Here is a 20,420-nt window from a genome sequence, read left to right as displayed (position 1 = left end):
AATGCCGCCAAACGGGAAGCGTTGGTTAAAACCAGTGTGAGGAGGCTTGATCCTCACGCTGTTTAGCGTCACTGGCGAGTGAGTTTTGCCAATGCACCTTCGGCCAATTGCCGGGTCAGTTCAGCACTGCCAATGTCTTTGCCGAGAGTGAATGCCTGACCGGCCCAGAGGTTGGCAAACTCTGCTTCGTTGATTGCTCGCAACGGCATCAGCGCACCACCGGCCAAGGGGAATGCCGGTGCCGTCGGCGACATCGGGCCCAGCTCACGCATGACGCGGTTGAGAATACCCCGCGCTGGTCGCCCGGTGAAGATATTGGTGATCGCCGTTTCGCTCTCTTTGGCGCTACGCAACGCCTTGTGGTGAGCGGCGCTGACTTTCGCTTGCGGTGTGAACAGATAGGCCGTCCCGACCTGTACTGCCGAAGCGCCCAATGTGAACGCCGCCGCCACGCCTCGCGCATCAGCGATGGCCCCAGCGGCAATCACCGGTACGTTCACCGCGTCGACTACCTGTGGCACCAGGGCAAACGTGCCGACCTGGCTGCTCAAGTCATCGCTGAGAAACATGCCGCGATGGCCGCCGGCCTCGTAGCCCATGGCGATGATCGCGTCGCAGCCGTTCTGTTCCAGCCAGATCGCTTCATCGACAGTGGTGGCCGAAGAAAGAATTTTCGCCCCGGTTGCCTTGACCCGATCCAGCAGGGATTTCTCTGGCAGACCGAAGTGGAAACTCACGACCTCAGGTCGAAATTCTTCCAGTACGTCGCAGGCCGCCGCATCGAACGGCGCTCGGTTCGACACCGGCGTCGGTGCATCGAAGTCAATGCCCAGTTCGCGGTAATACGGTTCCAGCAGATGCTTCCAGTCACGTGCGCGTTGCTCATCGGCGGCCGGTGGCTGATGGCAGAAGAAGTTCACGTTGAAGGGCTTGTCGGTGTGTTGACGAATGGTTTTCAGCTCTTCGCGCAGTTGCTCGAGGCTCAGCATCGCCGCCGGCATGGAGCCAAGGCCCCCGGCATTGCACACGGCGATGACCATGGACGAATTCGTCGCACCGGCCATCGGGCCCTGGATGATCGGCAGCTCAATGCCGAACAGGTCAAGAATGCGGGTGTCTGGCCATTGGCTCATGAAGGCTGTACTCCAAACTATGAAAGGCAAAGCCGGTTTTTTAGCAGTAAAAGCGGATCCGCAGCCAGTTCGAAATTCAGAACAACCCGTACAGTTTTTCAGCGTCGATGAAATCCCCCACCGCCTCCGCCGCCAAACGAGTGGTTCATGAATTGTGAGGAGTTGTGAAAGTTGTTGGTGCGCTGGTTGCCGAAATTGCGAGCGGCGGATTCTCGGTTGAGGTTCTGCAACTGCGCATTGTTATTGACCGGTGCCGTGCGAGTCGCGCCGCCCCCGACCATCGATTGCCAGCCGTTGTCGGTCTTCTTGTACACGTTGCCGTCGTGTCCCGCGTAGACGTTGTCGCCCACGCGTGCCGCACCGCCATTGCGCCCGCGAACACCGCCATATTGAGTGGTGTTGCCGGTGTTGGGGTTGTACACGGCGCCACGATTGGCGGTGACCTGCGTGCCGTTGCGCACATTGCCGGCCGTGACCCGTTCGCCGGCAATGGCGCCGCCGTTTGGCCCGACTGCCACGCCACTGCGTCCTGCTGCGTAATTGCCGGTATAGACGTTGTGCACGGCACCGCGTTGCCCAGCAGCCGCGACGCCAGTGCGTGAGTTATAGGAAGAACCCACCTGACCGGCCCAGCGATTACCGGTCCAGGCGTTGTACCCAGCGCCCGAGCGACTGACCGTCGCGCGATCACCCCACTGATGGTAGATATTACCGGTGGTCCCGGCCCAGCCTCCCGGACCCCAGGCCACCGCGCCGCCGCGATAACCGTAAGCGGCGCCGCCCCAGGCCAGTGGCGCCGGATACAGGTGCGGTCCCCAGGCGTAACCCCAGCCGTAATTGCCCCACCACGGGTACGCGCCCCAACCCCAGCCCATCGCCACGGTGCTGCCGCCCCAGCTCCAGCCGAAACCGAAGCCGAAGGTCCAGCCTGTCCACGGTGTATAGCGGATGGCGACGCCGAAACCGTAAGTCACCGGCGGGCCATACCAGACGCTGCCCACCCAGGGCGTGTAGGGATAACCGGTGCCATACACCACGACGCCGGTGTCCGGATCCAGGTTTGAACCCTGATAACCCGGCGTGTAGCCGACCACCACGGTATCGCCGCTGGACTCGTAGACTTTGACGTACGTGAGGTAATGCATGGGCGAGCTCGGCGGGATCGAATAGATCACCGCCGGCACGGAGCTGGCCACAACCCAGGGGCCGTTCACGCTGGTGGCAGTGAACCAGATGCCGTTTTCCACCGCATACCAACTGTTGTTGTCGACACGGATGATGGGTGTGGCGCTGTTGACCACATATTGCAGGGTTGTCGTATTGATAGCCTTGAGCTGCGGTTCGCCATCGAATTGTGGCGTGGTCATTTTCACCGCGCTTTTTTTGATCGCCGACGTCTGTGGAATGGTCGCGGCAATCGCTGCTTCCTTGGCTTGCGGCGTGCCGGCAACCGAGGCTTTGACGTTTTCTTTCGGGCTGTCGTCGGGGATGTTGGCGAAGTCCGCCGGCAGTTTGTCGGCTGGGGTAAATGTCCACGGGCCATTCATGTCGCTTGCTCGAAACCAGCGCCCGGAGATCAGCACGTAGCTGTACTGGTCACCGATTTCCTTGAAAATGTGCCCGGTGGTATTGGTGACATACAACAAGCCTGTGCCCTGAATCGGCGACCATTGCACCGCGCCGTCAGTGACCAGCAATTCAGTCGGCGTGGTCGCGACGAAAATCTTTGGCTGTGGTGGCTTGGCAAGGCTGGGGACCTTGTCTTCCGGGTCGCTTTGCCCGGTCAGCAGATCCACTTGCCGGCTCTGAATCGCGGCCTGCTTGGTTTTCTCCAGTTCCGTCGGCGGTGAGGCCAGGCGCGTGTAGGCACCATCGAGCTGGTCGGCGACCATCCAGCCATCGAAGACGTGCAGATAATGTTTGCCTTGCGCGTCCTTCAACAATAGCGGCCGCGTGTTGATCACCCGCTGCAGCGCAGTACCCTCTACCGGTCGGTAGGCCGCATCGCCATCGATATAGACGAGCAGGGCGGGGACGTCGGAACTGATGATCGTTGGCGGTGTGTTTTCCAGCGGCGCGCTGTCAGCTTTCTGCTCGGCGGACAGTACACCGACGGCCGCTTCGAGTTGATCCAGCGAGATGGTTTTCTTGCGATTTCCGGCGTCTTTCTGCAGCGCCGCGACCCAGGTGTCGGCTTGACTGGCATCGGCCGGGAAGTCGGCCTTGATGATTTTGTACTGATCCAGCGCGACCCAGCGGGTGGCCTTGTCGACCAGCGTATGCGCGCTGAACTGCACGATCCCGTAGGTGGATTTGCCATCGGCAGCGGTGGCTTCGACGGCGGCGCGGGCGTTGAGGGTGTAGCCGTCCCAGCTGTCGAGTTGCGGTTGATACACCGTCAGTTTCGCCTTGCCGCTGGTGATGACTTGCGGCCAGGTCGGCTCGCTCGGGGCCTCAGTGGCTGGCGCCGCCAAGGCATTTGCGAACGCCAGCAGGCACAGCATCAACATCGCGAAGAACGAGCGCGGGTAAGACATTGTCAGCTCCATCGACAAACCAGATTCTGAAGAGATAACGGCGAAACCACGACCGTCGAAAAAGCATAGTCGCCCGCGTTGGAAATACCCGGCCGATTCACCGGTTGGCGCAAAGTCGAATGTGGCAGGGTGTTGCGATGTGGTATTTCAAGGCACGACATTCTGAAACCAGTCATGCGAGGCAGTCATGTTCAACGCCATTGTGATCGACAAAGACGACAGCGGTTATCGCGCCAACCTGCAGCAAGTCAACGAGGAGCAATTGCCCGAAGGCGATGTCACCGTCGCTGTTGCGTACAGCACGCTGAACTTCAAGGATGGTCTGGCGATTACCGGCAGCAGTCCGGTGGTGCGCAAATTCCCGATGGTGCCGGGCATCGACCTGGCGGGCACCGTAGAAGCCAGTTCGCACCCCGACTATAAGGTGGGTGATCAGGTGGTGCTCAATGGCTGGGGTGTCGGCGAAAATCACTGGGGTGGTCTGGCGCAGAAAGCCCGGCTCAATGGCGACTGGCTGATCCCATTGCCCAACGCCTTCACAGCGGCGCAAGCCATGGCCATCGGTACGGCGGGCTATACGGCGATGCTGTGCATCCTGGCGCTCGAGCGTAATGGCGTGACGCCGGACCAGGGCGAAGTGCTGGTGACGGGCGCCAATGGCGGCGTCGGCAGTTTCGCCATCGCGCTGCTGAGCAAACTTGGCTACAGCGTCGTCGCCTCCACTGGCCGCGTCTCTGAGCACGAGTATCTTCAGCAATTGGGCGCCGGCGAAATCATCGACCGGGCAACGTTGTCAGCGCCCGGCAAACCGTTGGCAAAAGAGCGCTGGGCCGCGGTGATCGATTCGGTCGGTAGTCATACTTTGGCCAATGCCTGCGCCAGCACTCGCTCCGAAGGCACCGTCGCCGCGTGTGGTCTGGCGCAGGGCATGGATTTCCCGGCTTCGGTCGCCCCGTTCATTTTGCGTGGCGTGACCCTGGCCGGCATCAACAGCGTGACCCAACCCAAGGTGCGTCGTCTGGAGGCGTGGGATCGTCTGGCGAGGGATCTGGATTTCTCGTTGCTGGCATTGATCAGCCATGAAATCGGTCTGAGTGAGGCCATTGATGCGGCGCCGAAGCTGCTCGCCGGGCAACTTCGCGGACGGGTTGTAGTAGACGTTAATCGCTGACAGCTGCCGACCGGGCGGGACGTCCGCTCAGGACGTCGTCTCGCGTTCCAGCAACTGACGCTTGCGCTCGACCCCCCAGCGATACCCCGAAAGATTGCCATCGCTGCGCACCACGCGGTGGCAAGGGATCGCCACCGCCAAGCGGTTGGCCCCGCAGGCCTGGGCTACCGCGCGCATGGACGTCGGTGCGCCGATGCGCCGGGCAATTTCGGCGTAGCTGGCCGTATGGCCCGCCGGGATTTCCCGCAGGGCTTGCCACACGCGCTCCTGAAACGCCGTGCCGCGAACGTCCAGTGGCAGATCGAGACCAATCGCCGGGGCTTCAATAAATCCCACGACTCTGGCGATCAATTGCTCAAACCCGGTATCGGCGCCGATCAGGTTGGCTTTACGAAACTGATCCTGAAGATCACACACCAGCTGATGCGGATCGTCACCCAGCAGAATCGCGCACACACCACGTTCGCTTTGTGCCACCAGAATCGCTCCGAGCGAGCATTGGCCAACGGCGAAGCGGATGTCGTTGTTCTTCCCGGCCGCGCGATAGTCACCGGGTTTCATCCCCAACAGATGATCCGCTGATTCATAGAAACGGCTATTGGAATTGAAGCCCGCGTCGTACAACGCATTGGTTACCGAGCCGCCGTCCGCCAGGCGCTCACGGAGTTTGCGCGAGCGATGCGCCGTTGCGTAGCCCTTGGGCGTCAACCCCGTCGCGGCTTTGAACACGCGATGGAAATGAAACGGGCTCAGGCCAGCGGTTTGCGCCAGTTCGCTGAGCGCCGGCAACGTCTCGGCGGATTCGATATGGCGGCAGGCAATGGCGACGGTTGCGGCATGCTGCGCGGCGACATCACTCTGATCCTTGCCGGCTCGCTTGCTCGGCCGATAGCCGGCAGCCTCGGCCTGTTCAGCGGTATCGAAAAACTCGACGTTCTGCGGCTTCGGCAAGCGCGAGAGGCTGCTCGGGCGGCAATAGATGCCGGTGGTTTTCACCGCGTATACAAATTGCCCGTCCGCTCGTGAGTCTCGGGCAACCACAGCGGCCCAGCGTGGATCGTTTTCAATCGTGAAGGGGGTCGAAAGCGTTTTCATGGTGGTTATCCGTTGTCCTGTTTGATTCAGGTTAACCAGCGTCGCAAGGCGTAACACTCCGGGCCTTGCGGTCAAACTTTTGCAGGTTATCCGGCCACGCGAAAGGTCAGATTGATCCGCTGTTCACCCAGACGCGGATGCCGGCCCTGCTTGATCGGTAACACGCCGTGATAACGCAAGCGATCAACGCCACCCCAGACCACCATGTCGCCATGCAGCAAGGCAATGCGCTGGCTCTTGTCGCTGCGACTGAAACCGCCGAAGAGGAACATCGCCGGCAACCCGAGTGACAGCGAAACGATCGGTGCGCTGTAGGCGTTTTCGTCTTTGTCCTGGTGCAATGAAATCTTGGCGCCGGGGACATAGCAGTTGATCAGGCAGGAATCGGCGTTGAAGTCAGCAAATCCGGCCTGTGTCGCTGCCGAATGCGCCAGCTCCGAGAATACTTCCGGCATCGCTGGCCATGGCAAATCACTGAGCGGATCGACGCCTGAATAACGGTAACCATGGTGATCAGTGATCCAGCCCAATGGCCCGCAACTGCTGGTGCCTACTGACATGCTGAATCCGCCCGGCGTGACCATGTGGCGCAATGGCGCCGCGGCAAGAATTGCATCCAGTGCCGGCAGGATCTGCTCGATCCACGGCAGTGCGAAACCGTGCAGCACCCACGATTGTTCGCCAATCTGCTCGGTGCGAGGGCGTTGCTCGGGTTCGTGATCGGCGAACAGATCAAAAGTGTTGGGTTGCATGAGTGTCATGTGGCGTCGTGAAAGATGATGCCTAGGGTATGCCTTTTTCCACTGTGCAGGCGACTGACACCGTGGCGCATCGTCACTCGATAATCACCGCGAACGCCTTTGACCGGGCGCTGGTTGACGGCAAAAATCACCGCATCACCTTTCGTCAGGTCCAGCACGTGCGGGCGAGATTGCATGCGCGGGCGCTGTTCGGTAAGAACGAATTCTCCGCCGCTGAAGTCGCGGCCGGGTTCTGACAGAAGAATCGCCACTTGCAGCGGAAAAAACGATTCTCCGTACAGGTCCTGATGCAGGCAGTTGTAATCCTGCGGACCGTATTGCAGCAAAAGAGGGGTAGGGCGTCGTTGACCGGCGGCATGGCAACGCTGAAGAAACTTGGCGTGACTCGCCGGAAAACGCTCGGGCAGGTTCATGCGTTCGTACCAGCGATTGGCCAATGGAACCAGGTGCGGATACAGCGCGCAGCGAAGGCGTTCTACCGGTGTCGGCAGGGGATAGTCGAAGTATTTGTACTCACCGCGACCGAAGCCGTGGCGGGCCATGATGACCTGCGAACGAAACGGTTCGGTCTGCGGATACAGCGCACTCAGTTGATCGCAGGTTTCGGCGAGCAACAGCGAACGGATGGTTGCATAGCCATCCTGATCCAGTTGCTGCGCAAGGCCTGCCCAGTCGAGCGAATCCAGCCGGGAAGGGGACATCGACATGCTGACTCCTTGACACTTGGTCGAAGAAAGTCAGTCTAGGCCGGGCCTTGCGGCAGAACACTCCGCCGCTTGCGGTCGAATTCGCTGTCGATGCTTACAGTGCTTTGCTGACGCTAATTTCGCTGATCACATCATCATTGCCGTGGATCGCGTCAAGCGCAGCCTTGGCTTCTTCGGCAGTGCCGTTTTCCAGCTGCGCGAACTCGAAGCGGCGCTCGCCGTTGAGCTTGTACTTGATGACATATTTGGTCGTTTGGGCCACGGTCATGTATTCCTTTCTGGTTTAACGGCGTGTCTCAGCTGAGTTTGGTGCTGGAGCGACGGATGATCTTGATCGAGTGAGTCAGCGTCGGCTTGCGCGTCACGCTGATCGGACGACGGTTGACGGTGTCGATGGTGATGTTCCAGAAACCGGTGCTCGGCGCGGTGATACGGGCCGGGAAGGTGTCGAAGGCGCCGCCGTGATAGGTGTGACGGCCGCCATTCTTGAAGCTGCGGAAGTTGGCGTCGTTCATCAGACGGATGTTGCACATTTGCGAGCATTGAATGACGACGATGTCGTCTTCGTTGAGGTGTTCGCGCTGGTGAATGAATTTCATGGGCGCCTCCAGAAGGGCTTTTTCTACAAAATCAAAACGATAGCTTGTAATTGCGCGCAGTTTATCAGCCCGCACGGGTTATTATCTGGCCGTCGGGCGTTGGTTTGACAATTTTGAACAGATATTCGCAATCGGATGCGGGTTAAATGCAGAAGGCCCCGGAGAAAAACGGCATTTGTGCTGTCGGACGGTCTTTAACGGAGGTTTTGTATGAAGTGGGGTGTGGTGTGTCTGCCATTGGTTCTGGCTGTGGGTGGTTGTGCGAGTGTTTCGGAAATCAATGAAACGCTGCCGACCATGAGCGTGATCTCCGGCAAGAAACCCCATGAATATGCCCAATGCCTGGCCGATAAGCTGGCAGGCAGTCGTGGCGCGCTGCAAATGCAGCCGCACAAGGATGGGGTTCGGGTCATCGTGCCGGGGAAATTTTCCACTGGCGCAGCGGCGGTATTTGATATCGAAGATCGCTCCGGCGGCAGCAGTATCAAGCTGCATGAGCGCATGTCGAATGTGCCGGTTCGTCCTCATGACGTACAAAATGCCGCCAATGCGTGCATTTCCGGCTGATAGACTGACAGTCATCAGCACCGATGCCGTCGCAGTCATGCTGTGACGGCATTTTCATTTCTGGAGTCGCGATGAAGCGAGAGCAAGTACGGGAGCGCCACGTAGAGGGCCTGATCTCTGCCACCCATGTCATCCAGAACCCGGCGAATCCGGGAGAGTGGATTGTGTTTTTCAAGAAGAGCGCCGGCCGCAGTTACTTCCTGGTCGACGAAAACGACGAAGTCGAGTCGTTCAACCGTCTCGACGATCTGATCGAAGTCGTGCGTGGACTCGGGATCAAATTCGCCGAAATACATATGTAAGGTCTATTTGCAGACCACGACGACACTGCGGTTCTTGTAGTTGCCGACATCGACACCCAGGGTTTTGTCGCTTTCTTTGGGCTGGGGCGTGCCGTCAGTGCCAACAATGCGATAACCGGTGCCCGCGCAGGACGCATCGGCTTTTTCATAGCAGGTCGCCCAGGAGTTGGCTTCGCCGGAGCAGTCGATCGACAGGCCCTGTTCGCCGTTGTTCAGGTAGGTGGGTTGGGAGGTGGCACAGCCGGCCAGTGCCAATACCGCAATCAGGGGCAGACATTTTTTCAGGGTCATGTTCGGGTCTTCAGCAAGGGGGACTAGACGCTCTGACAGCGCCGGTGTGAAAAGGTTATAGCGTTTGGCCACTTGTTTGTACGCGGGCACAAAAAAGCCCTGCTCAAGGCAGGGCTGGGGCATATCGCAGCAGATCAGTCCTGATCTTTGCCACGGCGCTTGGCCGATGCCGGAGTGTCCGTGAATACGGAAGCAACATCGGTCGCCATTTGCTCGCTGTCGAAAGGCCCGGCGATGTGCTCGCCATTGGTGGTGGTCAGCGTCCACTTGCCGTCTTTCTTGTCGATCACATACCCGTTGATGATTTTTACCGCGGCCATCTATCTGTCTCGTTCGCTGGTTCAAAGGCGCCATGATACCGGCAAATGCTCGCATTGGGGGGCGATGAGCGTATGGTGATTCAGTTTGCCGGTAGCTTTGAGCTACGCTGATCTGGCTGCGCCCGTATGCCGATGGAACTATCGGCGAGAATATTTCTCTATGTTGGCATCGGTTAGCCAGTGCGGGGCATTGTAAGGTGCACGCCGCCTGATTAGACTGCGCCGAAACTCGTACACACAGCCCTTTCAAGGACTTATATGATCAAGAAATGCTTGTTCCCAGCAGCCGGTTACGGTACTCGCTTCCTGCCAGCGACTAAAGCCATGCCTAAAGAAATGCTGCCGGTGGTAAACAAGCCACTGATCCAGTACGGCGTTGAAGAAGCTCTGGACGCTGGCCTGACGGAAATCTCCATCGTGACCGGTCGTGGCAAGCGTGCTCTGGAAGACCACTTCGACATCAGCTACGAGCTGGAAAACCAGATCAAAGGCACCGACAAAGAGAAATACCTCGTCGGCATCCGCAAACTGCTCGACGAGTGCTCGTTCTCCTACACCCGTCAGACCGAAATGAAAGGGCTGGGCCACGCGATCCTGACCGGTCGCCCGCTGATCGGTGACGAACCGTTCGCCGTGGTCCTGGCGGACGACCTGTGCGTCAACCTCGAAGGCGACGGCGTACTGACCCAGATGGTCAAGCTGTACAAGCAGTTCCGCTGCTCGATCATCGCCATCCAGGAAGTCGATCCGCAGGAAACCAGCAAGTACGGCGTGATCGCCGGCGAGATGATCCGCGACGACATCTACCGCGTACACAGCATGGTCGAGAAGCCAAAGCCGGAAGATGCGCCGTCGAACCTGGCGATCATCGGTCGTTACATCCTGACCCCGGACATCTTCGACCTGATCGAACAGACTGAGCCAGGCAAGGGCGGTGAAATCCAGATCACCGACGCCCTGATGAAACAAGCCCAGAACGGCTGCGTCATGGCCTACAAGTTCAAAGGCAAGCGTTTCGACTGCGGTGGCGCTGAAGGCTACATCGAAGCGACCAACTTCTGCTTCGAGAACTTCTACAAGACTGGCAAGGCTTACTAAGAGCGCTTGATCGGTTGGTAAGAAAAACCCGCTTCGGCGGGTTTTTTCATTTTACGCCCCCATATGACTGGCAGCGCTTGCCCAATGGGTGACTGCAGGTATGCTGATCCCCTGCCGAGGAGATAGAAATGGCCTACGATTTTGACCTTTATGTGATTGGTGCCGGTTCCGGCGGTGTGCGTGCTGCGCGTTTTGCGGCCGGGTTCGGCGCGAAAGTGGCGGTGGCGGAGAGCCGTTATCTGGGCGGGACCTGTGTCAATGTTGGCTGCGTGCCGAAAAAACTGTTGGTGTACGGCGCGCATTTCGCCGAAGACTTTGAGCAGGCGTCCGGTTTTGGCTGGAGCCTGGGTGAAGCGAATTTCGATTGGGCGACGCTGATCGCCAACAAGGATCGCGAGATCAATCGCCTCAACGGCATTTACCGCAATCTGCTGGTCAATAGCGGTGTGACCTTGCATGAGGCGCACGCGAAGATCGTTGGTCCGCATGAAGTCGAAGTGAATGGCGAGCGATATACCGCGAAAAACATTCTGATCGCTACCGGTGGCTGGCCGCAGATTCCGGAGATTCCGGGGCGCGAACATGCGATCGGTTCCAATGAAGCGTTCTTCCTGAAAGAGCTGCCAAAGCGTGTGCTGGTGGTTGGCGGCGGTTACATCGCGGTCGAATTCGCCGGGATCTTCCACGGCCTCGGTGCGAACACCACGCTGCTGTATCGCGGCGATCTGTTCCTGCGCGGTTTCGATGGTTCGGTGCGCAAGCACTTGCAGGAAGAACTGACCAAGCGTGGCCTGAATCTGCAATTCAACGCCGACATCGCGCGCATCGACAAGCAGGCTGACGGCAGCTTGAAAGCCACGCTTAAAGATGGTCGAGAGCTGGAGGCGGATTGCATTTTCTACGCCACTGGCCGGCGTCCGATGCTCGACAATCTGGGCCTGGAAAACACCGATGTGCAGCTTACCGACAAAGGCTTCATTAAAGTCGACGAGCAGTATCAGACCAGCGAGCCATCGATTCTGGCGCTGGGCGATGTCATCGGTCGTGTGCAGCTGACGCCCGTGGCGCTGGCGGAAGGCATGGCCGTGGCGCGGCGTCTGTTCAAGCCTGAGCAGTACCGTCCGGTGGATTACAAGATGATCCCGACGGCGGTGTTCAGCTTGCCAAACATCGGCACGGTCGGTTTGACCGAAGAGCAAGCGCGCGAAGCCGGCCACGATGTGGTGATCTTCGAAAGCCGTTTCCGTCCAATGAAGCTGACCCTGACCGAGTGCCAGGAAAAGACCCTGATGAAGCTGGTGGTCGACGGTAAAACCGATAAGGTTCTCGGCTGCCACATGGTCGGCCCGGACGCTGGCGAGATCGTTCAGGGTTTGGCGATTGCGTTGAAGGCTGGCGCGACCAAGCGCGACTTCGACGACACGATCGGGGTGCACCCGACGGCCGCCGAAGAATTTGTCACCCTGCGTACGCCGGTCGGCGCTTAAGCGTCTTTCGGTTTGGCCAAGTCTGGCGCTGCCGCGACGGTAGCCGCCAGACGCTGGCTTTCTTCCAGGCTTGCCTGAGTTTTGCTCAATTCCCTTTCCAGTGACTGACTGAGCAGCGTCTGCTCCTCGACACTCTGTTTGAGTGCCTGGCTTTCCAGTGCGGCCACGCGCAAGCGTTCCTGGAGGAGGGTGCGCTCGCTGTCGACACGGGTCGCTTGTTCGAGCAGTTGATCCTGGCGCTGATTACTCTGCTTGAGCTGGTCCTGCATCAGGCTCAATTCGCGTTGGGTGCCACGGTTCTCGGTAAGCAGACGCTCGTTGTCGCGGTGCAGTTGCGTGATCTCATCCTGACGCACCAACGCGCTTTGCTGGGCTTGACGCAATTCGGCCTGAATCTGCTGCACTTGGCTTTCGTGGCGGCTCTGTTCCTGCTCGCGCTGCTCTTTGGTGGCGTTGCGATAGTGTTCGAGTGCATCGCGAGCGTGCAGGTGTTTTTCTTCCAGCGAGCGGATCTGCTCGTCCTTGTCCTGCAAACGCAATTCAAAATCGGCCAATGCCTGATTCAGTCCGGCATTGCGGGTTTGTTCGGTTTGCAGCATCGAACGTGTGTTGCCCAGCGTTTCGGATTCACGCGCCAGTGCAGCCCCTTGAATGTCGTGCTCGTGTTCGAGCTTTTCCAGAGCCTGGCGAGTCTGTTTCAGCTCCGACTCCAGTGCTTCGCGCTGTTCCTCGAACTGCTCGCGGGCTTGCTCGATAGGCTCTTGCGCCTGTTCTTTGAGGCGTTGGGCGAGGCGCGAGACGAGGGCGGTCAGCTCATCATCGATCGGCTCTGCCGAGGCTTCAACCGGCTGCGCGCCGTCATCCAGCTCTTTCAGATAGCGATGGATCGTGGTTTTCGAGCCGGTGTTGCCCATTTCAATGCGTACTGCATCGATGCTCGGGTGTTCGCCACGAGCGAGGATTGCTGTGCGCGCGATCTGCACCAGGGCTTTGGTAATGCCGCCACGGGCCATGTGAACTCCTACGGTTACGTACTGTGGTACATGCCACTAAAGCGCGCAGTGTACCATCCAGAAAATAAAGGTAAACATTTGATAATAAAGACACGGGATATACTGGTATTACCCAGTGTCAGACGGCAAAATGCGCGTCTGCATCCCTGTCTCAGTACGCCAGCGAGAAAACAGCCCATGAGCGATCTGGATCGCTATCTGCAAGCCGCCACCCGTGACAACACTCGCCGCAGCTATCGCGCGGCCATCGAGCATTTCGAAGTGAAGTGGGGCGGGTTTCTGCCGGCGACGGCTGATAGCGTTGCGCGTTATCTGGTGGCGCACGCTGAGGAGTTGTCGATCAATACGTTGAAGCTGCGGCTGTCGGCGCTGGCGCAGTGGCACAACAGCCAAGGGTTTGCCGATCCGACCAAGGCGCCGGTGGTGCGCAAGGTGTTCAAGGGGATTCGCGCGCTGCACCCGGCACAGGAGAAACAGGCGGAGCCGCTGCAGTTGCAGGATCTGCAGCGCGTCATCGATTGGCTTGAGCATGAAATACAAACCGCGAGAGAGCAGCAGGACCGCCCGTTACTCCTCAAGGCTTACCGTGATCGCGCCTTGATTCTGCTGGGATTCTGGCGTGGCTTCCGCAGTGATGAGTTGTGTCGCTTGCAAATCGAACACGTGCAGGCGCACGCAGGGAAAGGCATCACCTTGTATTTGCCACGCAGCAAGGGTGATCGCGAGAACCTCGGGCAGACCTATCAAGCGCCGGCGCTGCTCAAGCTCTGCCCGGTGCAGGCCTACATCGACTGGATCACGGAGGCGGCGCTGGTGCGTGGCCCGGTTTTTCGCAGCATCGACCGCTGGGGCAATCTGAACGAGGAGGGGCTGCACGCCAACAGCATCATTCCTCTGCTGCGCCAGGCCTTGCAGCGTGCGGGCATTGCCGCCGAGAACTACACCAGTCACTCCCTGCGCCGCGGCTTCGCTACGTGGGCACACCAAAGTGGCTGGGATCTGAAATCGTTGATGAGTTACGTCGGCTGGAAGGATATGAAGTCCGCCATGCGCTATGTTGAAGCCAGCCCATTCCAGGGAATGGCTCGGATTACGGATAAACCGGCTTCGTCGTAGAGATCGTTTTCTTCTATTAATACAGTCAGCTAATAGCGAAAACAAATCAGCAGCATCAGGTTTGCCAATGAGCCTTCCGTCGAGTGAGTGGGTAGGATTCACCCATCAACTTCATAACCACTGACGGAGAGTCATCAATGCCTATCATCAACAGCCAAGTAAAACCGTTCAAAGCTACCGCGTTCAAAAACGGCGACTTCGTTCAAGTCTCGGACGCTGACCTGAAAGGCAAGTGGTCGGTCGTGTTTTTCTACCCAGCCGACTTCACCTTCGTTTGCCCAACCGAACTGGAAGACCTGGCTGACAACTACGCTGCTTTCCAGAAACTCGGCGTAGAAATCTACAGCGTTTCCACCGACACCCACTTTGCCCACGCTGCCTGGCACAACACTTCGCCAGCCATCGGCAAAATCGAATACACCATGATCGGCGATCCGACCCACGCCATCTCCCGCAACTTCGACGTGCTGATCGAAGAAGTTGGCCTGGCTGACCGTGGCACCTTCGTGATCAACCCTGAAGGCCAGATCAAAATCGTTGAACTGAACGATGGCGGCGTTGGCCGTGACGCTTCCGAGCTGTTGCGCAAGATCAAGGCTGCTCAGTACGTTGCTGCTCACCCAGGCGAAGTCTGCCCAGCCAAGTGGAAAGAAGGCGAGGCCACTCTGGCACCGTCCCTGGACCTGGTCGGCAAGATCTAAGTCTGTGACACGCAACTCAGGGCGGTACGCCGCACCTTCTTAAGTACGCTGCACCGCCCCATAAAAATGCCCGGGCGAGATTCGCTCGGGCTTTTTTTCGCCTCAAATAAAGGAAATCGCCCGTATGTTGGACGCCAATCTTAAAGCCCAGTTGAAATCGTACCTGGAACGGGTCACCCAGCCGATCGAGATCGTTGCCTCCCTCGACGACGGTGCGAAATCCCGTGAAATGCTGGAACTGCTGAAAGACGTTGCCAGCCTTTCGAGCCAAATTACCTTGATCGACAGCGGTGACGATGCTCGCAAGCCATCGTTCTCGATCAACCGCCCGGGCGCTGACATCAGTCTGCGTTTCGCCGGCATCCCGATGGGCCACGAATTTACTTCGCTGGTGCTGGCCTTGTTGCAAGTCGGCGGCCACCCATCGAAAGCCAGCGTTGAAGTGATCGAGCAGATCCGCTCGCTCAAAGGTCAGTTCAGCTTTGAGACGTACTTCTCGCTGTCCTGCCAGAACTGCCCGGACGTGGTCCAGGCGCTGAACCTGATGGCCGTGCTCAATCCGAATATCCGCCACGTCGCTATCGACGGCGCGCTTTTCCAGGACGAAGTCAACGATCGCAAGATCATGGCCGTGCCGAGCATTTACCTCAACGGTGAAAACTTCGGTCAGGGCCGCATGGGCCTGGAAGAGATTCTGGCCAAACTCGACACCGGCGCGATCGAGCGTCAGGCTGAAAAGATCAGCGCCAAAGAGGCCTTCGACGTGCTCGTTGTCGGCGGTGGCCCGGCCGGTGCTTCGGCAGCGATTTACGCTGCACGTAAAGGCATTCGCACTGGTGTTGCGGCTGAGCGTTTTGGCGGTCAGGTGCTCGACACCATGGCCATCGAGAACTTCATTTCCGTGCAGGAAACCGAAGGCCCGAAACTGGCCACGGCGCTGGAAGAACACGTCAAGCAGTACGACGTCGACATCATGAACCTGCAACGCGCCGACAAGCTGATCGCGGGCAAGAACGGCGAGCTGCACGAAGTCCGCTTCGCCAGCGGCGCGACCCTCAAAGCCAAGAGTGTGATTCTGGCGACCGGTGCGCGCTGGCGAGAAATGAACGTGCCGGGCGAGCAGGAATACCGTAACAAAGGCGTGGCGTACTGCCCGCACTGCGACGGTCCGCTGTTCAAAGGCAAGCGTGTGGCGGTGATTGGCGGCGGTAACTCCGGCGTGGAAGCGGCCATCGACCTGGCCGGGATCGTGTCGCACGTAACCCTGCTGGAGTTCGACGTACAACTGCGCGCTGACGCCGTACTGCAACGCAAGTTGCACAGCCTGCCGAACGTCACCGTGATCACCAGTGCGCAAACCACTGAAGTCACCGGTAACGGCGAGAAGGTCAACGGCTTGCGCTACAAGGATCGCAACACCGATGAGTTGCGTACTGTCGAGCTGGAAGGGATCTTCGTGCAGATCGGTTTGCTGCCGAACACTGACTGGCTGAAGGGCACCATCGAGCTGTCGCCGCGGGGCGAGATCATCGTCGACAACCGTGGTGAGACTTCGATTCCGGGCATCTTCGCTGCCGGCGACGTGACGACTGTGCCGTACAAGCAGATCGTGATTGCGGTGGGCGAGGGTGCCAAGGCTTCGTTGAGCGCCTTTGATCACTTGATTCGCACTTCGGCGCCGGCTTAAACGTCCGGCCAGAAATGAAAAAAACCCGTGAGCGATCACGGGTTTTTTATTGCGCGTCAAAAGCTGCCCCTCACCCCAGCCCTCTCCCGAAGGAGAGGGAGCCGACCAAGGTGTCTGAAGTGGTGCGTCGACCAGTAAGACCTGATCGATTATGGATTCAACGCCAATCGTTCAAGTCGGTGAACTTCCGCAATATCCCCCAATCAGTCCCCTCTCCCTCTGGGAGAGGGCTAGGGTGAGGGGCTTTTCAGCTTTTACAGCGGCGCAGGCTGGATGATCTCTACCCAGTAACCATCCGGATCCTTGATGAACGCCAGGCTTTTCATGCGGCCATCGCTCAGGCGCTTCTGGAAGTCGCAGCCCAATTCTTCAAAGCGTGCACACGCCGCCACAATATCCGGCACCGAAATGCAGATATGACCGAAACCACGCGGATCGGTATTGCCGTTGTGATAGGCGAAATCCGCGTCGTTCTCGGTACCGTGGTTGTGAGTCAGTTCCAGAATGCCTGGAATCGACTTCATCCATTCAGTGCGAGCAGCGGCGTCGGCCGGGATCTGCGATTGATCGACCAGTGCGAGGAAGTACAGGCTGAATTCGGCTTCCGGGAAGTCACGCTTCTCAACCAGCGAGAAACCCAGCACGCGGGTGTAGAAGTCCAGGGATTTAGTGATGTCTTTGACGCGCAGCATGGTGTGGTTGAAGACGAAGTTGCGGGTTGCGCTGTCTGGCGTGGCGGTGACGCCGGGGAAAGTGTTGAGTTCGTGCAGGCTCATGGGCCCTCCAATAACTATGGGCGAGTGAATGGGCGCAATGATACGCATGCCTGCCGGCATCGCCAAATGAAAGGGCAGACTTGCCCTGCGTGCGGGCGAGGCTCAGACTTTACGGCTCAATCTGCGAGTGCGCCCGGCAATGATCCGACTGTTCAAATCCCTGTTTGTGTTTTCTGCGTTGTCTCTTGTGGCTGTTGGCGTATCAGCGGACGAGCCCGTTGTGACCTGGCCGGCCGGTTGGGAAGTCGAGGCGCTGCCCGAGGCGACGGCGCAGGTTTCCCGTCAACGTGCGGTCAAGAACGACGCCGATGGCAATCAAGTGATGGTCATGGAGTTGACCATGACGCAAGTTGAGAAGGGCCACCAGGTCAATTTGCAAGGTGTGCTGCTGGAAATGCGCAAGTCGATACAGAAGGACTTCTTCCAGGGCGGCTACCAGAGTGTCTGCAACAAAGTGCATGAGGCCACGCTGGGCACTTTGTCGGCGCTGGAAACCACTTGCACGATCACCGAAAACGGTCGACATGTGTTGTCGCAAACCCTGGTGGCGGCGGTCGAGGCCGACAAGGCTTATGTTCTTTCCTACGCCGGACAGGCGGAGGTTTATAAGGCAAGCGCAGACGAGATAGTGGCGCTGAGAAACAGCTTGAAACTTTAAGTCGCTGTACTCTTCACGGCTTGATTAGATACCCGAAGGGATTAAGCACAAAGTTTAACGAAGGGCTGCGATCGCAACATTGCGCAGCAAAATGTTTAGCTTTCTGACTCAGCAACGTTACAGAAAAGTCGAAAATTGTTAGATGAAATTCATTTCATTTGTTAGATATTGTCAATAAAAAAGCCCTGCATCATGCAGGGCTTTTTTTCGGCGCGGGATTAACCGCGCAACCAGGAATCAACGGTGGCGGCACCGTATTGTTCCTTCCAGGCTTTCAGGCCGCGGTGGTTGCCGCCTTTGGTTTCGATCAGTTCACCGGTGTGCGGGTTGTGATAAACCTTGACCACGCGAGCGCGGCGGGTTTTAGGTGCTGCAGAGGTCTGCAGACCGGATTTTGCCGGGTTCGGATCGAGGATGGCGACGATGTCTTTCAGGCCTTTGCCGTAGGTTTTCATCAGCCCCTGGAGCTTTTCTTCGAATTCGATTTCTTTCTTGAGCCCGGCATCGTTCTTCAGCGATTCCAGCTGCTTGAGCTGTTCCTGAAGGGCCTTTTCAGCTGCACGAAATTCAGCGAGTCTGGACAATATCTTTACTCCAATAGTGTGTTTGGCTGATACCAACCGCAAACAAAGCTATAAGCCAAGAGCCTTGAAGCGACTCGGTGATAAATGGCTCACCTGCCAATTTTGCTCAGGTTGAAAAAATTGTAGTAGTTAATGCGCCAAGAGTAAATCCTGATGTTGTCTTGATGTAACAACTGCGGTCTTTTGTATCAATTTGGTGCGCCTGATCGGGACGCTCGTCTTAATCCGGTTTAGTTAATGGTGAGTTAATGCGCTGATGAAGTCCGCCGCCGGCATCGGTTTGCCGAACAGGTAGCCTTGCAGAAAGTTGACGTGATGTTCGGTCAGATAATCGGCTTGCGCCTGAGTTTCGACACCTTCGGCAACAATACCCAAATCAAGCTTGGCCGACAGTTCGATAATGGTATCGAGAATGTGTCGGGATAGCGCATCGATGCCGATCATGGCGACGAAACTCTGATCAATCTTGAGAAAGTCGACATTGAATTTGCGCAAGTAGCCAAGGCTCGAGTGGCCGGTGCCGAAGTCGTCGATCGCGATCTTCACACCCAGCGCATGCAATTGCTCGAAGAGTTGCCGGGTGATGTCGGTCGGCTCAATCAACTCGCGCTCGGTCAACTCCAGTACCAGGCTGATGCTGTCGGGAACGAACGCGGCGAGAAACACCCGGCAGTCCTCCACCAGATCCAGATCCTTGCAATGGCTCGCGGTGATATTGATGCCGATGTGAAATGGCGGGGGGAACGTCGATGACAGCGGCCCCAGCAGCGCAGCGGTCTGTTGCATCAGGGCGCGGGTCATCGGCACGATCAGGCCAGAATGCTCGGCGAACGGGATAAACAGATCCGGGCGCACCACGCCTTCTTTGGGGTGGGTCCAGCGCATCAACACTTCAGCGCCCGACCATTTTTTGCTGTCGCCATGCACCACGGGCTGGAAGTAAGGAATGAACTCGCCGGCTTCCAGCGCGCGGAGCATCTCGTGGCTCGGTGAAGTAGAACGCTTTTGCAAAACATGGCCGATGGCACCCGAGACCACGCCAAAAAAGATCAACAGACTGAACAGTGGCGGATATTCATCGGCCATGTAGCGCCAGATTTCGCCCTCGGGAAAACCGGCAGAAACGCTGAACGCATAGCCTGAAGAATCCAGTGTGTGTTGCGCTATCGGCAACTCGGGCAGGGCGCCGGTGTGTACTTGTCCGTCGGCCGACAGCCAGTTGTCGCCCACTTGCAGCACCAGCAACATGTGCCGGCCGATCAGACGCAACATGTTGCTTAGATGGTAACCGTCCAGTGTCGTCAGGGCGCCGCCGCGACCTTCGCTGAGCCGATAGACCAGCAGGGCGGTGTTGGGTGTCACCGGGTTGCCATTCATCAGCCACAACTTGCCCTGATTGTAATCGCCGGCATTGACCGCCTCCTTGAAGTCGCCAAACAAGGAGCTGCAATAGAGGTTGTCGTCCCACACCAGATTGGTCGAGCGTACAAATGGCCGGCGAGTCACTTGCTCGCGCAGGGCGAGTTTGACGTTCTCGCAGGTCTGGCCGGCCAGTGGCAGCAATTCGCGGGCTGCCTGGGCAGTGTTATCGAGCATCAAATCGAACTGGCGCAACGCTTCTTCGGCAGTCTGCCGTGAACCTTGTTCCAGTGTGCGTTCGGCCTGCATATAAAGAATCGCGCTGCCCAGCAACACCGGAAGCAAGCCGCTGAGCAGGGTCACGACGATGCGGCTGCTGCGCGTTCGGCGGGGTTTGACGGTCAACGGCATGGGCGCATCCTGTCGCGATGGAAGGGGGCTCTTGAAGGCAGGCCGGA

The 20,420-nt window shown here is 58.3% G+C and carries 22 protein-coding genes; 9 read left to right on the top strand and 13 right to left on the bottom strand.

The genetic code is table 11. The annotated features are described in order from the left end of the window. Positions 1 to 68: 68 nt before the first annotated feature. Together ACWR1S_RS07425 and ACWR1S_RS07420 are read right to left on the bottom strand one after the other, a co-directional pair. The gene (locus ACWR1S_RS07425; RefSeq protein ID WP_454563001.1) at positions 69 to 1,133 is read right to left on the bottom strand and encodes an NAD(P)H-dependent flavin oxidoreductase; all 1,065 of its coding nucleotides are present in this window, start codon (positions 1,131 to 1,133) and stop codon (positions 69 to 71) included. 98 nt (positions 1,134 to 1,231) lie between these two features. After that, positions 1,232 to 3,670, bottom strand: a complete 2,439-nt coding sequence (locus tag ACWR1S_RS07420; protein WP_454563000.1) for an autotransporter — start codon at positions 3,668 to 3,670, stop codon at positions 1,232 to 1,234. 187 nt (positions 3,671 to 3,857) lie between these two features. Between ACWR1S_RS07420 and acuI the strand changes: the two genes are divergently transcribed. Further along, complete coding sequence (gene acuI, locus ACWR1S_RS07415) at positions 3,858 to 4,841, top strand: acrylyl-CoA reductase (NADPH) (protein ID WP_454562999.1); 984 nt, start codon at positions 3,858 to 3,860, stop codon at positions 4,839 to 4,841. A gap of 27 nt (positions 4,842 to 4,868) precedes the next feature. Here the strand turns inward: acuI and ada are convergent, their stop codons facing one another. The 5 genes from ada to ACWR1S_RS07390 form a co-directional block, all read right to left on the bottom strand. Beyond that, the gene (ada, locus tag ACWR1S_RS07410; RefSeq protein ID WP_454562998.1) at positions 4,869 to 5,936 is read right to left on the bottom strand and encodes a bifunctional DNA-binding transcriptional regulator/O6-methylguanine-DNA methyltransferase Ada; all 1,068 of its coding nucleotides are present in this window, start codon (positions 5,934 to 5,936) and stop codon (positions 4,869 to 4,871) included. Positions 5,937 to 6,022: 86 nt separating this feature from the next. Continuing rightward, complete coding sequence (gene alkB, locus ACWR1S_RS07405; RefSeq protein WP_454563069.1) at positions 6,023 to 6,688, bottom strand: DNA oxidative demethylase AlkB; 666 nt, start codon at positions 6,686 to 6,688, stop codon at positions 6,023 to 6,025. A 5-nt stretch (positions 6,689 to 6,693) separates the two neighbouring features. After that, positions 6,694 to 7,404: a 2OG-Fe(II) oxygenase gene (locus tag ACWR1S_RS07400; protein WP_454562997.1), complete on the bottom strand. Its 711-nt coding sequence runs from the start codon at positions 7,402 to 7,404 to the stop codon at positions 6,694 to 6,696. A gap of 94 nt (positions 7,405 to 7,498) precedes the next feature. After that, positions 7,499 to 7,672, bottom strand: coding sequence for a hypothetical protein (locus ACWR1S_RS07395; RefSeq protein WP_177412542.1), 174 nt, complete (start codon positions 7,670 to 7,672; stop codon positions 7,499 to 7,501). A gap of 28 nt (positions 7,673 to 7,700) precedes the next feature. After that, positions 7,701 to 8,003, bottom strand: a complete 303-nt coding sequence (locus ACWR1S_RS07390) for a DUF1883 domain-containing protein (RefSeq protein ID WP_016984992.1) — start codon at positions 8,001 to 8,003, stop codon at positions 7,701 to 7,703. Between the two features lie 210 nt (positions 8,004 to 8,213). On the opposite strand from ACWR1S_RS07390, the gene ACWR1S_RS07385 reads away from it, so the two are divergent. After that, the gene (locus tag ACWR1S_RS07385) at positions 8,214 to 8,570 is read left to right on the top strand and encodes a hypothetical protein (RefSeq protein ID WP_454562996.1); all 357 of its coding nucleotides are present in this window, start codon (positions 8,214 to 8,216) and stop codon (positions 8,568 to 8,570) included. A gap of 71 nt (positions 8,571 to 8,641) precedes the next feature. Then, positions 8,642 to 8,872: a hypothetical protein gene (locus ACWR1S_RS07380; RefSeq protein WP_007912247.1), complete on the top strand. Its 231-nt coding sequence runs from the start codon at positions 8,642 to 8,644 to the stop codon at positions 8,870 to 8,872. A gap of 3 nt (positions 8,873 to 8,875) precedes the next feature. Here ACWR1S_RS07380 and ACWR1S_RS07375 read toward each other — a convergent pair whose 3' ends face one another. Together ACWR1S_RS07375 and ACWR1S_RS07370 are read right to left on the bottom strand one after the other, a co-directional pair. Then, complete coding sequence (locus tag ACWR1S_RS07375) at positions 8,876 to 9,163, bottom strand: hypothetical protein (protein ID WP_137217858.1); 288 nt, start codon at positions 9,161 to 9,163, stop codon at positions 8,876 to 8,878. Positions 9,164 to 9,297: 134 nt separating this feature from the next. Next, positions 9,298 to 9,483, bottom strand: a complete 186-nt coding sequence (locus ACWR1S_RS07370; RefSeq protein ID WP_007912238.1) for a hypothetical protein — start codon at positions 9,481 to 9,483, stop codon at positions 9,298 to 9,300. Between the two features lie 258 nt (positions 9,484 to 9,741). Between ACWR1S_RS07370 and galU the strand changes: the two genes are divergently transcribed. Beyond that, positions 9,742 to 10,581, top strand: a complete 840-nt coding sequence (gene galU, locus ACWR1S_RS07365) for a UTP--glucose-1-phosphate uridylyltransferase GalU (RefSeq protein ID WP_007912230.1) — start codon at positions 9,742 to 9,744, stop codon at positions 10,579 to 10,581. 128 nt (positions 10,582 to 10,709) lie between these two features. Then, positions 10,710 to 12,068, top strand: a complete 1,359-nt coding sequence (gene gorA, locus ACWR1S_RS07360; protein WP_454562995.1) for a glutathione-disulfide reductase — start codon at positions 10,710 to 10,712, stop codon at positions 12,066 to 12,068. On the opposite strand, the gene ACWR1S_RS07355 is transcribed toward gorA, so the two are convergent. Further along, positions 12,065 to 13,081 (bottom strand): DNA-binding protein, encoded by a 1,017-nt coding sequence (locus ACWR1S_RS07355; RefSeq protein ID WP_454562994.1) that lies wholly within the window; start codon positions 13,079 to 13,081, stop codon positions 12,065 to 12,067. The genes gorA and ACWR1S_RS07355 overlap by 4 nt on opposite strands. A 177-nt stretch (positions 13,082 to 13,258) precedes the next feature. Between ACWR1S_RS07355 and ACWR1S_RS07350 the strand changes: the two genes are divergently transcribed. The 3 genes from ACWR1S_RS07350 to ahpF all read left to right on the top strand — a co-directional run bounded on the left by ACWR1S_RS07350 (position 13,259) and on the right by ahpF (position 16,585). After that, a complete protein-coding gene (locus tag ACWR1S_RS07350) occupies positions 13,259 to 14,197 on the top strand; it encodes a site-specific integrase (protein ID WP_454562993.1) in 939 nt (312 codons plus the stop codon). 137 nt (positions 14,198 to 14,334) lie between these two features. After that, positions 14,335 to 14,898 carry an alkyl hydroperoxide reductase subunit C gene (ahpC, locus tag ACWR1S_RS07345; RefSeq protein ID WP_007912224.1) on the top strand — a complete coding sequence of 188 codons (564 nt, stop codon included), beginning with the start codon at positions 14,335 to 14,337 and terminating at the stop codon, positions 14,896 to 14,898. Positions 14,899 to 15,022: 124 nt separating this feature from the next. Further along, a complete protein-coding gene (ahpF, locus tag ACWR1S_RS07340; RefSeq protein WP_454562992.1) occupies positions 15,023 to 16,585 on the top strand; it encodes an alkyl hydroperoxide reductase subunit F in 1,563 nt (520 codons plus the stop codon). A 254-nt stretch (positions 16,586 to 16,839) separates the two neighbouring features. Here the strand turns inward: ahpF and gloA are convergent, their stop codons facing one another. After that, positions 16,840 to 17,361 carry a lactoylglutathione lyase gene (gene gloA / locus ACWR1S_RS07335; protein ID WP_454562991.1) on the bottom strand — a complete coding sequence of 174 codons (522 nt, stop codon included), beginning with the start codon at positions 17,359 to 17,361 and terminating at the stop codon, positions 16,840 to 16,842. A 139-nt stretch (positions 17,362 to 17,500) separates the two neighbouring features. Between gloA and ACWR1S_RS07330 the strand changes: the two genes are divergently transcribed. Beyond that, positions 17,501 to 18,019, top strand: a complete 519-nt coding sequence (locus tag ACWR1S_RS07330) for a DUF4946 domain-containing protein (RefSeq protein ID WP_454562990.1) — start codon at positions 17,501 to 17,503, stop codon at positions 18,017 to 18,019. Between the two features lie 218 nt (positions 18,020 to 18,237). On the opposite strand, the gene ACWR1S_RS07325 is transcribed toward ACWR1S_RS07330, so the two are convergent. Further along, positions 18,238 to 18,603 carry a histone-like nucleoid-structuring protein, MvaT/MvaU family gene (locus ACWR1S_RS07325; RefSeq protein WP_454562989.1) on the bottom strand — a complete coding sequence of 122 codons (366 nt, stop codon included), beginning with the start codon at positions 18,601 to 18,603 and terminating at the stop codon, positions 18,238 to 18,240. 234 nt (positions 18,604 to 18,837) lie between these two features. Beyond that, positions 18,838 to 20,373: an EAL domain-containing protein gene (locus ACWR1S_RS07320; protein WP_454562988.1), complete on the bottom strand. Its 1,536-nt coding sequence runs from the start codon at positions 20,371 to 20,373 to the stop codon at positions 18,838 to 18,840. Positions 20,374 to 20,420 lie beyond the last annotated feature (47 nt).

This window comes from Pseudomonas sp. AIG (assembly GCF_977020205.1).
This window is presented reverse-complemented; position numbering and strand designations above follow the sequence as displayed.